The 14,320-nt window shown below is 63.7% G+C and carries 13 protein-coding genes; 9 read left to right on the forward strand and 4 right to left on the reverse strand.

From position 1 onward, the window contains the following. Positions 1 to 107 precede the first annotated feature (107 nt). Complete coding sequence (locus B5G12_RS00815; protein WP_087323528.1) at positions 108 to 572, forward strand: YhcH/YjgK/YiaL family protein; 465 nt, start codon at positions 108 to 110, stop codon at positions 570 to 572. A 39-nt stretch (positions 573 to 611) separates the two neighbouring features. Next, complete coding sequence (locus B5G12_RS00820) at positions 612 to 1,133, forward strand: GNAT family N-acetyltransferase (protein ID WP_087322920.1); 522 nt, start codon at positions 612 to 614, stop codon at positions 1,131 to 1,133. Between the two features lie 316 nt (positions 1,134 to 1,449). Here B5G12_RS00820 and B5G12_RS00825 read toward each other — a convergent pair whose 3' ends face one another. From B5G12_RS00825 to B5G12_RS00840, 4 genes are all read right to left on the reverse strand, one after another. Then, positions 1,450 to 2,382 carry an SPFH domain-containing protein gene (locus B5G12_RS00825; protein WP_087228025.1) on the reverse strand — a complete coding sequence of 311 codons (933 nt, stop codon included), beginning with the start codon at positions 2,380 to 2,382 and terminating at the stop codon, positions 1,450 to 1,452. 25 nt (positions 2,383 to 2,407) lie between these two features. Next, on the reverse strand, positions 2,408 to 2,857 hold the full coding sequence (locus B5G12_RS00830; protein WP_087228026.1) for an NfeD family protein: 450 nt from the start codon (positions 2,855 to 2,857) through the stop codon (positions 2,408 to 2,410). Positions 2,858 to 3,105: 248 nt separating this feature from the next. Beyond that, the gene (locus B5G12_RS00835) at positions 3,106 to 4,962 is read right to left on the reverse strand and encodes a glycoside hydrolase family 13 protein (protein ID WP_087322923.1); all 1,857 of its coding nucleotides are present in this window, start codon (positions 4,960 to 4,962) and stop codon (positions 3,106 to 3,108) included. A 106-nt stretch (positions 4,963 to 5,068) separates the two neighbouring features. Then, on the reverse strand, positions 5,069 to 7,465 hold the full coding sequence (locus tag B5G12_RS00840; RefSeq protein ID WP_087228028.1) for a glycogen/starch/alpha-glucan phosphorylase: 2,397 nt from the start codon (positions 7,463 to 7,465) through the stop codon (positions 5,069 to 5,071). Positions 7,466 to 7,960: 495 nt separating this feature from the next. Here B5G12_RS00840 and B5G12_RS00845 point away from each other — a divergent pair, with 495 nt between their 5' ends. From B5G12_RS00845 to mreD, 7 genes are all read left to right on the forward strand, one after another. Next, positions 7,961 to 8,362 carry a cell division protein ZapA gene (locus B5G12_RS00845; RefSeq protein ID WP_087228029.1) on the forward strand — a complete coding sequence of 134 codons (402 nt, stop codon included), beginning with the start codon at positions 7,961 to 7,963 and terminating at the stop codon, positions 8,360 to 8,362. Between the two features lie 27 nt (positions 8,363 to 8,389). Beyond that, the gene (locus B5G12_RS00850; RefSeq protein WP_087322926.1) at positions 8,390 to 10,465 is read left to right on the forward strand and encodes a U32 family peptidase; all 2,076 of its coding nucleotides are present in this window, start codon (positions 8,390 to 8,392) and stop codon (positions 10,463 to 10,465) included. Positions 10,466 to 10,545: 80 nt separating this feature from the next. Further along, entirely contained in the window at positions 10,546 to 10,992 is a 447-nt protein-coding gene (gene dut / locus B5G12_RS00855) for a dUTP diphosphatase (RefSeq protein WP_087228031.1), read from the forward strand. 12 nt (positions 10,993 to 11,004) lie between these two features. Further along, the gene (locus tag B5G12_RS00860) at positions 11,005 to 11,562 is read left to right on the forward strand and encodes a Maf family protein (protein WP_087322929.1); all 558 of its coding nucleotides are present in this window, start codon (positions 11,005 to 11,007) and stop codon (positions 11,560 to 11,562) included. Between the two features lie 252 nt (positions 11,563 to 11,814). After that, positions 11,815 to 12,837 carry a rod shape-determining protein gene (locus tag B5G12_RS00865; protein ID WP_087228033.1) on the forward strand — a complete coding sequence of 341 codons (1,023 nt, stop codon included), beginning with the start codon at positions 11,815 to 11,817 and terminating at the stop codon, positions 12,835 to 12,837. A 97-nt stretch (positions 12,838 to 12,934) separates the two neighbouring features. After that, positions 12,935 to 13,765 carry a rod shape-determining protein MreC gene (gene mreC / locus B5G12_RS00870; RefSeq protein ID WP_242955883.1) on the forward strand — a complete coding sequence of 277 codons (831 nt, stop codon included), beginning with the start codon at positions 12,935 to 12,937 and terminating at the stop codon, positions 13,763 to 13,765. Positions 13,766 to 13,784: 19 nt separating this feature from the next. Beyond that, complete coding sequence (gene mreD / locus B5G12_RS00875; protein WP_087228034.1) at positions 13,785 to 14,318, forward strand: rod shape-determining protein MreD; 534 nt, start codon at positions 13,785 to 13,787, stop codon at positions 14,316 to 14,318. The last annotated feature ends 2 nt before the right edge of the window (positions 14,319 to 14,320 follow it).

Below are 14,320 nucleotides of genomic sequence, written 5' to 3' on the forward strand. Positions count from 1 at the left end.
GACCGGACGTACAAAACAGTCCGCCGCTCCCGCAGAGAAAGGAGCGTGCGGCTGTGGTTATGGCCGCCCCCACAACAGGCGGGCAGGCCCTTTTGGAGAATGACCCTATGATATTTGATACACTGAACAACCTCCCCAACTATCTGGGGCTGGCCTCCGGTCTGGATGCCGTTATCGAGTATATCATGGCCCGTGACATCGGCACCCTGCCCGATGGCCGCACCCCTGTGCCCGGCTCGGACGCCTGGGCAGAAGTGACCGCCCTGACCCCCCAGCCGGGGGAAAAGCTGAGCTTTTCCTGCCGGGAGGGGCATCTGGCCCTGGTCACCGATCTGACGGGCAGCGAGATGTTCGAAGTCTCCCTGGGGGACTTCGCCCTCCAAAAGCCCGCCGCAGGGGCGGCGCCCGCCCAGGGCAGCGCTCCCACCAGTGCCGCAGGGATGCTCAGCGAGGGACGGTTTGCCCTGTTTCTGGCAGGGGAGCCCTATAAGACCGGCATCAAGGCCCAGGGCTGCGGCAAAGTGCGGCAGGCGGTGTTCCTGATCCCGGTGGAGCAGCCCGCCCGGGACTGACCCCGTCCTGTACACAACGCTCATGAGGAGGGGATTTGCATGAGGATCGAGACGCTTGAGACACCCCGGCTGCTGCTGCGCGGTTTCCAGCCCGAGGATGCGGATTTTGCCATTGGTATGTGGAATGACGCCGAGATCGGGCGCTGGCTGTCGGACCCGCGGCTGGAGGATATCCCGGACCAGGCGGCCTACCGCAAGGACATCGAAAACCTGGGGGAGGCCATCGACTGCTGCCACATGGTGGCGGTGGACAAAGCCGATGGGCAGCGGATCGGCACCTGCAGCTTTGTGCCGGAGAACAACGGCCGCAGCTACGATATCGCCTATGCGGTCCATCCCAGCCAGCAGTGCAGGGGATACGGCACCGAGATGGTGCAGGCCCTGATCGACTATGCCCGGGCCCGGGGGGTGGGTGCGGTGACCATCCGCATTGCCCAGGAAAACGCCGCGTCCAACGCCCTGGCCCGCAAGGTGGGCGCACAGGTCATCGCCTCGGGCTCTTACACCAAGGGCGGCACCAATGAGGTCATCCCGGACTTCCTCTATGAGCTCAAGCTGTGAGCCCCGGCCCATCTGTTTCCGATCGCCTTTTGGCTCCCGCGCCTGTTTTGGCAGGCTGCGGGGGCCTTTTGTTTTACACTCCAGGGGGAACCCATTTCTGCGCGCAGTCGCGCGACAGAAATTCCTTCCCCCTGGTATCCCCCTGGGGACAAAATTTAGCGCTGAACCGCGCACTCGGCCTTATGGCCTCGCACACTCTCAGCGCTAAATTTCCCTGTATGTGTCCTGTCCATCCGCACATGTCGGCTGGACAGGACTTTTTGACAATCCGATTCCTGCGCCCGTTAAAGCACAGGGGGTTCTTTCGATCAGCGTGTCACTGCTGGGGTGCATCGGCGTCGGCGCCGGCAGGGTCGGTCAGCAGTTCTTTGATGGCGGGCACTACGGCCCCCAGATTCTGCAGCTCGGAGGGGATGATGATCTTGGTGGCCTTGCCGTTGGCTACCTTGGCCAGGGCTTCCAGGCTGCGCAGGGCGATCACCTTGTCGGCCGGGGCGGCCTCGTTCAGCAGGCGGATGGCGTCGGCGTTGGCCTTCTGCACCGCCAGGATGGCCTGTGCTTCGCCCTCGGCCTCCAGGATGCGCTGCTGCTTGATGGCGTCGGCCCGCAGGATGGCGGCTTCCTTCTCGCCCTCGGCGATGGTGATGGCGGCCTGCTTTTCACCCTCAGCCTTGAAGATGACGGCCCGTTTTTCACGCTCGGCCTTCATCTGCTTTTCCATGGCATCCCGGATGTCGGCGGGCGGGGTGATGTTCTTGACTTCCACCCGGTTGACCTTGATGCCCCACTTGTCGGTGGCTTCGTCCAGGATGGCGGTGATCTTGGAGTTGATGGTGTCGCGGCTGGAGAGGGTGTGGTCCAGCTCCATCTCACCGATGATGTTGCGCAGGGTGGTGGCGGACAGGCTCTCCAGAGCCGCGATGGGCTGGTTGACGCCGTATGTGTACAGCTTGGCGTCCATCACCTGGAAGAACACCACGGTATCGATCTGGATGGTGACGTTGTCCCGCGTGATGACAGGCTGGGGCGGGAAGTCGCCCACCTGCTCTTTCAGGCTGACCTTCTTGGCTACACGCTCAATGAAGGGGATCTTGACATGGAGGCCGGCCTCCCATGTGTCGGAATAGACGCCCAGCCGCTCGATGACGTACACGGTGGACTGGGGGACGATGACGATGTTGGTCACCACGATGAGGATGACCACAAGGACCAGCGCCAGGATCAGAAAAAACAGAATTGCGCTTTGCATAGCTCATACGCTCCTTTCTTGGCAATCAGTTGGGCTGGAGAGGCGTTTCGATGGGGGCGGGCTCGACGATCAGAGTGGTGCTGTGGATGGCGGTCACCCGGCACTTGTCGCCGGGCACAAAAGAGGCGCCGGGCACGGCCTGGGCGTTCCAGTCCACGCCGTCCAGACGGACGCGGCCGGGGGTGCCGTCCGAGACCGGGGTCAGGATGGTGGCGGTACGGCCGATGTTCAGATCCCCGTTGGTGGGGGTGGGAGGCCGGCGGAGCCGGGCTGCCAGCGGCCGCAGGGCCAGCAGGCAGAGGATGCTCACCGCCACAAAGATCGCCGACTGGACCTGCATACTGTCGGTAAAAAGACAGCTGATGAGGGCAGCGGCCCCGCCTACCGCGAACCATACCGACACCAGGTTGAAGGTGGTGGCCTCGATGAACACGAGGACGATGGTGGCGATCAGCCACCCAATGGCTTGCAGCATAGGTACTCCTTCCTTATGACGGGCGCGGCAGAAAGGACCGCGCCTTACCTCTACTATATTCATTTCCGGGGACCAGGTCAAGCTTTTTTGGCTGGAAGGGACACACTGCCCCGGAAGTTTGGCGGAAACCACAAAAAAGCCCGGCACATTTTGGCGTGCCGGGCAAAAATTGCATGCAATTTTTTGAAAGATGCCGAAAATGGGCGGAAAATCTCTGTCAAAATACAGCGCTTTTCCGGGCCGGAAGGTCAGCGGTAATCGTAGTAGCTGTGGTTGGGGTTGTGGCCCACTTCCTCCACCGTGATGGTGAAGCCCATGGGGTTGACCTCGGTGTATTTGCCGCTGGCCAGTTTCTCCACGATCAGGTGGTCGGTGCGGTTGGCGATGATCTCGGCGGTCTCCATGGCGCCCACCCGCTGGTAGTGCAGGATGCCGCCCTCTGCCCGCAGCACCCGCAGCTCTCCCTCCCGGAAAGCCTCGCAGCTCTGGCGCAGCTGGGCCAGCTGGGCGATCACCGGGCGCAGCCGGTCCTCATGGCTGTCCCACAGGTAGTATCCCCGGTTGAAGGGGTCCCGGTAGCCCTGCATCCCGATCTCGTCCCCATAGTACACGCAGGGAACCCCCGGCAGGGTGAAGATGATGGCATAGGCCATTTTGAGCAGGATCAGGCCCTCCTCATAGGCCTCGCCGGTGACGCTGCGTCCGCTCTGCCACTCCCGGCCGCGGTCGCCTGCGGGCTCGTCGGCAATGACGGTCAGGGCCCGCTCGGTGTCGTGGGTGGAGAGGAAATTCAGGGCGGTGTGCAGCGCCGGGGCAGGGTAGTGCTCGCAGATGGACAGGATCTGATCGGCGGCGTCGGCGGCATCCCCGCCGCAGACAAAGCCCAGCACCGCGTTTTTGAAGGGGTAGTTCATCACGCTGTCCAGTCCGTTGCCCAGCAGATAGGTGCGGCGGTGTCCATAGCCGAATTTGGTGGTGGCGTCCTCCCACACCTCGCCCAGCAGGAACTTGTCGGGGCTGACCCGTTTGACCGCCGTGCGGATCTGCTGGATGAAGCTGTCGGGCAGTTCGTCGGCCACGTCCAGCCGGAAGCCCGCCGCCCCCCGGCGCAGCCAGGTGTCGATGACGCCGCCTTCTCCGGTGATGAACCGGGCGTAAGAGGGGTCCTCCTCGTTTACTTCGGGCAGGGTCTCGAAGCCCCACCAGCTGCGGTAGCCGCCCTTGTAGTAGGGGGCGAAATCGTACCAGGAGCGGTAGGGGGAATGGGGGTCCCGCCAGGCCCCCTTGGAGCCATAGCGCCCTTCCTTGTTGAAGTAGATGCTGTCCGAGCCGGTGTGGCTGAACACCCCGTCCAGCACGATGCCGATGCCATAGCGGGCAGCGGCCTGGCACAGCTCCTCGAAATCCCGGTTGGAGCCCAGCAGCGGGTCCACGTTGAGATAGTCGGCGGTGTTGTACCGGTGGTTGGAGTGAGCCTCAAAGATGGGGTTGAGGTAGATGTAGTTCACCCCGAGGTGATGCAGGTAGGGGAGCTTGGACTGGATGCCCTTGAGGTCGCCGCCAAAGTAATCGTGATTGAGATGGCCGCCGTCCTCATTGGGCTGCCAGAAAGGCTCTGCGTGCTTGTCGGCCCGGTAGATCCGGTCCGAGAAGGGCATATGCTTGTTCTCCACCCCCTCGCAGAACCGGTCGGGGAAGATCTGGTAGAACACGCTCCCCTTGATGCACGCCGGCGTCTGGAAGCTGGGGTCATAGACAGTCAGCTGCCAGCGCTCCCCCTCCTGCCAGGACAGCACCCCGCGGCCCATCTTGCCCCGGTAGATCTTGCGGAAGTCGGTGTACAGATCGAAATAATAAAAGTACAGTCCCACGTCAAAGACCTGCACGTCCACCGAAAAGTGGTTGACACCGGGGGTCTGGCCGTCGAAGCGCATCCGGTAGTACACAGGCTGGTCCCCGGGCCCTTCCTTTTGCAGGACCAGGTGGGGGTCCACATAGCCCATCTGCTCGGGGATGCACAGGGCCATATGCACCGTCTGCCCGGCGGGCAGGGCGCCGAAGGGGCGCTTGTAATAGGTGTCACAGCTGTTGAACAGGCAATCCAAGTTCGATCGTTCCTTTCAAAAGAGAAAAGGGGAAGCAGACCCTCTGTGCGCAGGATGCGCGGGACCACTTCCCCCTTAAAAGATACAAAGAGAATTGCAGGGCTGCTTATTTGACGGTGGGTGCGTGCCAGATGTCGCGGGCGTAGTCCAGCACGGCGCGGTCGGCGCTGAAGATGCCGCTGTTGGCTATGTTCTTCAGGCTCATGCGGGCCCAGCCCTCGCGGTCGGCGTACAGACGCTGCAGGTCGGCCTGGGCGCGGCGGTAATCCTTGAAGTCGGCCATGACCATATAGGGATCGCTGGTGAACAGGTTGGAGGTGACCTCGTGGAAGTTCTCGCCGTTCCAGCCGCGCTCCAGGAAGTTCAGCACCTCGTTGGCCACGTCATCCCCGGTGATGAAGGAGCTGGGATGGTAGCCCACCCGCTTGAGGTTCTCCACCTCCTGGGTCAGCATACCGAAGATGATCTCGTTCTCCTTGCCGGCGGCGTTGGCGATCTCCACATTGGCGCCGTCCAGAGTGCCCAGGGTGATGGCGCCGTTGAGCATGAACTTCATGTTGCCGGTGCCCGAAGCCTCGGTGCCGGCCAGGGAGATCTGCTCCGACACCTCGGAGGCGGGCATCAGGTGCTCGCTGAGGGACACGCAGTACTCCTCCAGGTAGACGATGCGCAGCTTCTGGTTGACGGCGGGATCGTTGTTGATCAGGTCGCCCAGCTTGCAGATCATCCGGATCATCTGCTTGGCCATATAGTAGCCGGGGGCAGCCTTGGCGCCGAAGATATAGGTCTTGGGGATGAAGTTGGCGTTGGGGTTGGCCTTCAGGTACAGGTACTGGGCGGCGATGTTCAGAGCGTTCAGATGCTGGCGCTTGTACTCGTGCATCCGCTTGACCTGGCAGTCGAAGATGGAATCGGGGTCGATCAGCTGGCCGGTGGTCTTGGAGATATAGTTGGCAAACTCGGCCTTGTTCTCCAGCTTGATCTTGTTCAGCTCGTTCAGGACGGTCTTGTCGCCGGCGTAGGCGTTCAGCTTGGACAGCTGGGCGGCATCCTGCTTGTAGCCGGTGCCGATGGTCTGATCCAGCAGCTTGCACAGACGGGGGTTGCCGCCCAGCAGCCAGCGGCGGTAGGCGATGCCGTTGGTGACATTCTTGAAGGCGGCGGGCTTATACAGGTAGTAGTCGTGGAAGACGCTCTGCTTGATGATCTCGCTGTGCAGCTTGGACACGCCGTTGATGCTGTTGGCGGTGTAGGCGCAGATATTGGCCATCCGCACCTGGTTGTCGCCGATCAGGGCCATATAGTCGATCTTGCCCTTGTCACCGGGGAAAGCCTGGTTCAGCTGGATGCGGGCCCGGCGGTCCATCTCGGCCACGATCTGGTAGATGCGGGGCAGGGTCATCTTGAAGATGTCCACGTTCCACTTTTCGAGGGCCTCGGCCATGACGGTGTGGTTGGTGTAGGAGAACACCTTCTGGCAGATCTCGAAGCTCTTGTCCCAGTCAAAGCCGCACTCGTCCAGCAGAATGCGCATCATCTCGGGGATGGCCAGGGTGGGGTGGGTGTCGTTCAGCTGGATGGCCACCATGTCGGGCAGGTTCTCCAGGGTGCCGTAGGTGGACAGGTGGTTCTGGACGATGTCGCCCACCGAAGCGGCGGACAGGAAATACTGCTGGCGCAGCCGTAGGATCTTGCCCTCCACGTGGTTGTCGTTGGGGTACAGCACCTTGGAGATCAGCTCGGCCGAAGCGCTCTTGCTCATGGCGGTGCTGTAATTGCCCAGAGAGAAGCTGGACATATCGAAGTCGGGGGCCTTGGCCTGCCACAGGCGCAGCTTGGCCACGCCGGCTCCGTCGTAGCCCTGGACGTACATATCCGAGGGCACGGCCATGACGCTGTTGTAGTTCAGATGCTGCACATAGTGGAAACCGTGGTCCCAATTCTCGCGGATCTCGCCGTCAAAGCGCACCTCGATGGCCTGCTCGGGGTGGCTCTTGAGCCAGACCTGGCCGCCGGGCAGCCAGTTGTCGGCCCGCTCCTGCTGCCAGCCGTCCACGATCTTCTGCTTGAAGATGCCGTACTCATACAGGATGGAATAGCCGGTGCCGCCGATGCAGGTGGTGGCCATGCCGTCCAGGTAGCAGGCAGCCAGACGGCCCAGGCCGCCGTTGCCCAGACCAGCGTCAGGCTCTTCCTCATAGATGGTGTCCACGTTGATGTCGGCGGCAGCCAGGGCATCCTTGCACACCTGGTCCAGGCCCAGGTTCATCAGGCTGACCTTCAGGCTGCGGCCCATCAGAAACTCCATGCACAGGTAATATACCTGCTTGGAACCGGTGCCGATCACCTTCGACTGGAACTTCTTGTAGTTGTCGCTCATCATCTGGCGGCAGATCAGGGCCAGGGCCCGGTAGATCTGCTGGTTGGACGCCACCGAAAGATCGACGCCGTACTCGCTGGTGAGCTTGTTCTGCAGAAGGGTAGAGAATTCCTTGGTTGTCATACGTTCAATCTCCTGTCCAATATGGGTTGCGCAGCATAGTTTGCAAAATGTGGGGCGGCAGCGCGGGGCATCGGCCCCCGCCGCCGGCTGCTTGCCCGGATAAAAAACGGCGGAAACGTCGCGGTAACTCCTCATACGGTATCCGCGTTCATAACACAACAAAGTTATTATAATCGGTTCCACGCGGGATTGCAAGGAAGTGAGCCCATTTTTTCCGTATCCTCTATATTTTGATGGAAAAGTTTGTGCTGAAAGTGCACTAATTTCAAATTTGCTCTTTCTCTTAAGGCCTGATTATATTATAATAGGGTCAAATGGAACGCCGTCCGCACCGCCGCCCGGCCCCTGTTTTTGGGGGAAACTCGGGGAGAAATGCGGGGGGAAATGTCTGCGCCTGCATCCTGTATGAACAGGAGCGGGGAGTTTGCCCCCTCTGCACCGCCGTTTTCGGGGGCGGACAGGCGGAAAGACGACAGGAAAGCGAGGCTGGCAGCTATGGTCAACAAAGTGCGGGTCAACATTGCGGGGGCGCAGTACGCCTTCGCCACCACCGATTCAGAAAAATACATCACCTCCCTGGCCGACAAGCTGGACCGGGACATCGGCAAGCTGATGGAGGCAAACCCCAGCCTGCCGGTGACCAAGGCCGCGGTGTTCTGCGCCATGGACTACCTGGACGAATACCAGAAGAGCACCGGCAGTGCCGAAAATATGCGCAGCCAGATCCAGGATTACATCGCGGACGCAGCCCGGGCCCGCACGGCAGAGGACAAGCTGCGGGCTGAGAACGAGGCCCTGCGCCGGGAAGCCGCCGCCCTGCGGGAACAGCTGGACAAGCTGCGCCGTCATAAGGAAAAGGAAGAGAAGGAGAAAGAGCAGGAGCAGGCCGAAGGCTGACAGGCCCCTGCGGTTGGAAGGAGAGCTATGGCACAGATCGAGATCCTTGCCCCGGTGGGCAGCGAAGAAATGCTCCGTGCGGCTGTATACAGCGGCGCGGACGCGGTGTATTTGGGGTTCGCGGGGTTCAATGCCCGCAGCGGCGCCGGCAATTTTGACGCCGCCAGCCTGTGTGAGGCGGTGCGCTTCTGCCATGGGCGGGGGGTGAGGGTCCATGTGGCCATGAACACCACCGTGTATGCCGGCGAGCTGGAGGCTTTGGCCGGCGCGGTGCGGGCCGTGGCGGCCAGCGGTGCGGATGCGGTGATCTGCCAGGACCTGGCGGTGGCCCGGCTGTGCAGGGAGATCGCGCCTCAGCTGCCCCGGCACGCTTCCACCCAGATGAGCGTCCATACCCTGGAAGGGGCGCTGGAGATGGCCCGGTTGGGTTTTACCCGCGTCATCCTGGCTCGGGAACTGAGCCTGGAGGAGATCCGGCAGATCACGGCCCGCTGCGGCATCGAGACCGAGTGCTTTGTCCATGGGGCCCTGTGCATGAGCATGAGCGGCCAATGCTATATGTCCGCTTTCCTGGGCGGGCGCAGCGGCAACCGCGGCTCCTGTGCGGGGCCCTGCCGGCTGCCCTTTGACGCCAGCCCCCTGCCCGAAGGCCGGCCCGGCACCGCCTGCCACCTGTCCCTCAAGGACAACTCGGTGATCGACCGGCTGGACCAGCTGCAGGCGGCGGGGGTGGCGTCGGCCAAGATCGAGGGCCGGCTGCGCACCCCCGAATATGTGGCGGCAGCGGTCAACGCCTGCCTGGCCGGGCGGGAGGGCCGGGCCTATGACCGGGCCCTGCTGCAGGACGTGTTCAGCCGGTCGGGGTTCACCTCGGGATATCTGGACGGAAAGATCGACGGCACCATGTTCGGGACCCGCAGCGAGGCGGACGCCCGGCAGACCCGCCGCGCCCTGCCCGCCCTGCGGGAACTGTACCGGAGGGAGCGGTCCCGTGTACCGGTGGATTTCAGGCTGGAAGTGGAGGCCGGGGGTGAAAAGCTCACGGCCGCCGACCGGGAGGGCAACCGCGCCATCGTCTACGGGGATACCCAGCCCCAGCCCGCCCGCACCGACCCCGCCGAGGGTCTGCGCCGCAGCCTGGCCAAGACCGGCGGCACGCCCTTTGCGGCCGGGTCCATCGAGATCCGGATGGAGGATGGTCCCTGGTATCTGCCGGGCAGCGCCGTCAATGAGCTGCGACGCGAGGCCCTGGATGCCCTGCTGGAAAAGCGGTCGGCGGTGCGGCCCTGGCCGGTGCAGCCGGTCCAGATGCCGGCCCTGGTCCGGCGCAGCGCCCCGGCCCGGCCCCAGCTGTGGGCCCGGTTTGAGGAATGGGCCCAGGTGCCCCCCGAAGCGCTGGCCCAGGACGGACCCGTCCGGCTCATCCTGCCCATCGCCCAGGCGGATCAGGTGCCCGGGGAGTGGCGGTCCAGGACCATCCTGGAGCTGCCCCGGGCCATGTTCGGCGCCCTGGAACAGGATACCCTGCGCCGGGTGCAGCAGGCGGCAGGGCAGGGTTTTGCGGGGTTTGAGGCCAACAACATCGCCCACCTGGGCATCTGCCGGGGACTGCCTCTCACCGGAGGGATCGGCCTCAACCTGACCAACCCTCTGGCGGCCCAGGCTTATGCCGATTTGGGGCTGGAGGCCATGCTGGTGCTGCCCGAAGTCAGGGACAGCGAGATTGCCTGCATCGCCCCCCTTCGGCAGGGCGTGCCGGTGCCCACCGGGGCCCTGATCTATGGCCATATGCCCCTGATGCTCACCCGGGCCTGCCCCTTGCAGAACGTCCGGGACTGCACCCACTGCGACAGACAGGGGGTGCTCACCGACCGCAAGGCCAGGAAATTCCCGGTGCGGTGCACAGGCGGGGTGCGCATCATCTATAACCCCGTGCCCCTCTACATGGCGGACAAGCCCGGGGCCCTGGCGGTGGACTACGGGGTGGCTTACTTCACCCTGGAAAGCCGGGAGGAGGCCGCCCGGGTGCTGGCCCGGATCGTCCGGGGAGAGCCCTTTGACGGGGAGTTCACCAGAGGGCTGTATTATAAAGGTACGGCGTGAGCCATTCCGGGCCCGCGGTGCACCTGCCGGCGGCCCTTTCGAATAAGATGAAAGAGACAAGAGAAAAGGATTGTACTGATATGCAGCAGATCACGGTAAAATATAAGGTACTGGACCCGCGGGCCCATGTGCCGGCCTACGCCACCGAGGGTGCGGCAGCCGCCGACCTGTGCGCGGTGCTGGACGCGCCCCTCACTCTGGCCCCCATGCAGCGGGCACTGGTGCCCACCGGCCTTGCCATCGAACTGCCGGGGCCCGGGACGGTGGCCCTGGTCTATGCCCGCAGCGGCCTATCCATCAAGCATGGGCTGTGCATGGCCAACGGGGTCGGAGTGATCGACAGCGACTACCGGGGGGAACTGCGGGTGCCCATGATCAATCTGGGGACCGAAAGCTACACCATCCAGCCGGGGGAGCGGGTGGCGCAGCTGTGCATCGCCCCGGTGTACACGGCGGCCTTTGTGCCCGCCCAGACCCTGGGGGATACCGCCCGGGGCCAGGGCGGCTTTGGCTCGACCGGTAAGTGAGGGGGCTGCGCTGTGAAACTGATCTTGGCTTCCGGCAGCCCCCGCCGCAGGGAACTGCTCGGACTGTATACTGCGGAATTTGAAGTCTGTCCTAGCGCGTTTGACGAGCGGGCGGTGCACGCCGACACCCCGGCGGCCCTGGCAGGGGCCCTGGCCCGGGGCAAGTGCCTGGCGGTGGCCGCCCAGCATCCCGGGCGCCTGGTGCTGGGCAGCGATACGGTGGTGGAGCTGGAAGGCCGGATATTCGGCAAGCCGGCCGACGCCGCCGACGCGGCCCGGATGCTGCGGGCCCTGTCCGGGCGCACCCATCTGGTGCACACCGGGGTGTGGGTGTCGGACGGCGAGCGGGACGAAGGCTTTGTGGACAGCTGCAAGGTGACCTTTTTCCCCATCCCGGAGGAGGAGATCCAGCGCAGCATCGCCAGCGGCGAACCCTTCGACAAGGCGGGAGCCTATGGCATCCAGGGCAGCGCCGCCCTCTGGCTGGACCGGCTGGAAGGGGATTATTACACCATCATGGGGCTGCCGGTCAGCCGCACCGTGCGGCTGCTGCACCGGTTTGGAGGCTAAAAGGGGCGCCCCAAAGATGAAAAAAGGGGGAAAAATTGCCAAAGGACTTGTGAAAACGGGGCTTTGTGACTATAATAATGAAAGGACTGGCTGTGCCCGGCACACGGGTGGCCGTCTGCAAGATGCATTTTCTGCCCGGGCTGGCCGGTGGGGCCGGGCCGGGTACCGAGATAGGGGTGGGCAGGATCGCGGGTCCGCCCTGTATGCGCGTGGCTGATTGGAGTTTAGGAGTTTAAAGGAGCTGGCTTAGCTATGAATTTTCTGTCGAAGGACATCGGGATCGACCTGGGCACCGCCAACACCCTGGTCTACATGAAGGGCAAGGGCATCATCATGCGGGAACCGTCGGTGGTGGCGGTGGACACCCGCAACGACGAAGTGCGCTGTGTGGGCGCCGAGGCCAAGGCGGTCATCGGCCGCACCCCCGGCAGCATCGTGGCGGTGCGCCCTCTGAAGGATGGCGTGATCGCTGATTTTGATATCACCGCCAATATGCTGGAGAATTTCCTCAAGAAGGCCTGCGGCAACAGCCTGTTTGCCCGGCCCCGGGTGGTCATCTGCATCCCCTCGGGCGTCACCGAAGTGGAGCGCCGCGCCGTCCGTGAGGCTACCCTCAAGGCGGGGGCACGCCAGGTGTCGGTGATCGAGGAGCCCATGGCCGCCGCCATCGGCGCAGGTCTGCCCATCAGCGAGCCCACCGGCAGCATGATCGTGGACATCGGCGGCGGCACCGCTGAGATCGCGGTCATTTCCCTGGGCGGCATCGTGGCATCCCGCAGCGTGCGGATGGCCGGCGATATGTTCGACCAGGCCATCATCGCGTTCATCAAGCGCAAATACAACCTGCTGATCGGCGAGCGCACCGCCGAGCAGATCAAGATCGATATCGGCTCCGCCTACAAGCTGGAGGAGGAGCTGACCATGGAGATCAAGGGCCGCAACCTGGTGGACGGCCTGCCCAAGAATGTGGTGGTCCACTCGGAGGACGTCCGCGAGGCGCTGCTGGAGTGCCTGGTCAAGATCACCGACGCCATCAAGGAGACGCTGGAGCGCACGCCCCCGGAACTGAGCGCCGACATCATCGACCGGGGCATCACCCTGACCGGCGGCGGCGCTTTGCTGCGCGGCCTGGATAAACTGATCCAGAGCGAGACCGGCATCGACGTCCATGTGGCGGAGAATCCCCTGGACTGCGTGGCCACCGGCGCCGGCGCCGTGCTGGACCATGTGGATGTGCTGCACGACGTGCTGGACACCGACGGGGACCATATGTGACGGACCCGGCCCGCAGCCGGCGTGGCCGTAAGAAGCGAACAAGCGCGGATGGCACCGGCTGTCCGCGTTTTTTCGACCCGATGGGGGGCTTGACGCAGTGAAGGACTTTTTCGACACCTGGAAATTCAGGATCTTGATCGCGGTGGCGGTGTTTCTGGCGGGGCTGATGCTGTATGCAGCGGCCAATGGCCGCCTGACTGCCGCTCCCCAGGAACTGCTGAGCGTGGCGGTGGCGCCGTTCCAAAAGGTGGCCGCCGTGATCAGCGGGGGAGTGGCCTCGGTATGGGACAAGTATACCAGCATCGACGAGACGATGGCGGAAAACGAGGCCCTGCGGGAGGAAAATGCGCAGCTGCGCAGGCAGCTGGCAGACTACGACCAGCTGAAAGCCGAGAACGAAGCCTATAAGAATCTGGCCGGCATCCAGGAGGATAATCCGGAGATGAGCTTTGTGTCGGCCTTTGTGATCGGGCGGGACGCCCTGGACGCCTTCGGCGGCTTTACCCTGGACAAGGGCACAGTCAACGGGGTGGAGCGAGGCGATACCGTCATCGACGACCAGGGCCGGCTGCTGGGCACCGTCATCGAGGCGGACCTGACCAGCTGCCGTGTGCTGACCATCCTGCACCCCAGCTTCAACGCGGCCGGGGTGGTATCCCGCACGCGGGACAACGGCATCTTGACCGGGGACGCCGCCTACGCGGCCGAGGGGCAGTGCGTCTTTACCGACCTGTCCCGGGAGTCGATGGCGTCGGTGGGGGATGAGGTGATCACCACCGGTCTGGGAGGCGTCTACCCGCCGGATATCCTGGTGGGGCGGATCGTCAGCATCGAGCCGGAGGCCAGCGGCACTTCGGTGGTGGCGGTGATCCAGCCGGACGCCGACGTACTGGGGGCCAAACAGGCCTTCATCATCACCGACTACTGAGCAAGGAAGGGCGGGGCTTATGGAATCACGGCGCAAACGCAGGCGTTCCCAGCTGTACAAGTGGGGGCTGTACGTCCTTTTGCTGCTGGGATGCACGGTGCTGCAGACCGTCCCGGGGTTTCTTCTGCTGGGGCAGGCCAAGCCTGTGCTGCTGCTCCCCCTGGCGCTGGCGGTGGCCGTCTGCGAGGATGAGTTTTCGGGGGCGCTGTTCGGGGCGGTGTGCGGCCTGATGTGGGACTACACCGCCGGCCGGACGGTGGGGCTGCTGGCCCTCACCCTGATGGGACTCAGCTTTGCGGTATCGGTGGCCAGCCAGCTGTATCTCAAACTGAACACCCTCAACTTTGCGCTGGTCAGCGCGGGGGCGGTGTGGCTGGTGGTATCGGGGGACTTTTTGTTCTATTACGCCATGCCCGGCTACAGCAATATGCTGGGCCGCTATCTGGGCTATGTGCCCCTCACGGTGGTGATGAGCGGGCTGCTGGCGGCGCCCCTCTACCGCGCCGCCGTCTGGATCAGCGAGACGTTCAAAATCGACAACGGTGTGATCTGATA

It is taken from the genome of Faecalibacterium sp. An58 (genome assembly GCF_002161515.1).
Taxonomy (GTDB): domain Bacteria; phylum Bacillota; class Clostridia; order Oscillospirales; family Ruminococcaceae; genus Faecalibacterium; species Faecalibacterium avium.

Bases quoted from the DNA above. Each gene is read 5' to 3' on its own strand.
- B5G12_RS00820 (WP_087322920.1), top strand. From the start codon at position 612: ATGAGGATCGAGACGCTTGAGACACCCCGGCTGCTGCTGCGCGGTTTC.
- B5G12_RS00825 (WP_087228025.1), bottom strand. From the start codon at position 2,382: ATGCAAAGCGCAATTCTGTTTTTTCTGATCCTGGCGCTGGTCCTTGTG.
- mreD (WP_087228034.1), top strand. From the start codon at position 13,785: ATGGAATCACGGCGCAAACGCAGGCGTTCCCAGCTGTACAAGTGGGGG.
- B5G12_RS00850 (WP_087322926.1), top strand. From the start codon at position 8,390: ATGGCACAGATCGAGATCCTTGCCCCGGTGGGCAGCGAAGAAATGCTC.
- B5G12_RS00815 (WP_087323528.1), top strand. From the start codon at position 108: ATGATATTTGATACACTGAACAACCTCCCCAACTATCTGGGGCTGGCC.
- B5G12_RS00830 (WP_087228026.1), bottom strand. From the start codon at position 2,857: ATGCTGCAAGCCATTGGGTGGCTGATCGCCACCATCGTCCTCGTGTTC.
- B5G12_RS00840 (WP_087228028.1), bottom strand. From the start codon at position 7,465: ATGACAACCAAGGAATTCTCTACCCTTCTGCAGAACAAGCTCACCAGC.
- B5G12_RS00845 (WP_087228029.1), top strand. From the start codon at position 7,961: ATGGTCAACAAAGTGCGGGTCAACATTGCGGGGGCGCAGTACGCCTTC.
- B5G12_RS00865 (WP_087228033.1), top strand. From the start codon at position 11,815: ATGAATTTTCTGTCGAAGGACATCGGGATCGACCTGGGCACCGCCAAC.
- dut (WP_087228031.1), top strand. From the start codon at position 10,546: ATGCAGCAGATCACGGTAAAATATAAGGTACTGGACCCGCGGGCCCAT.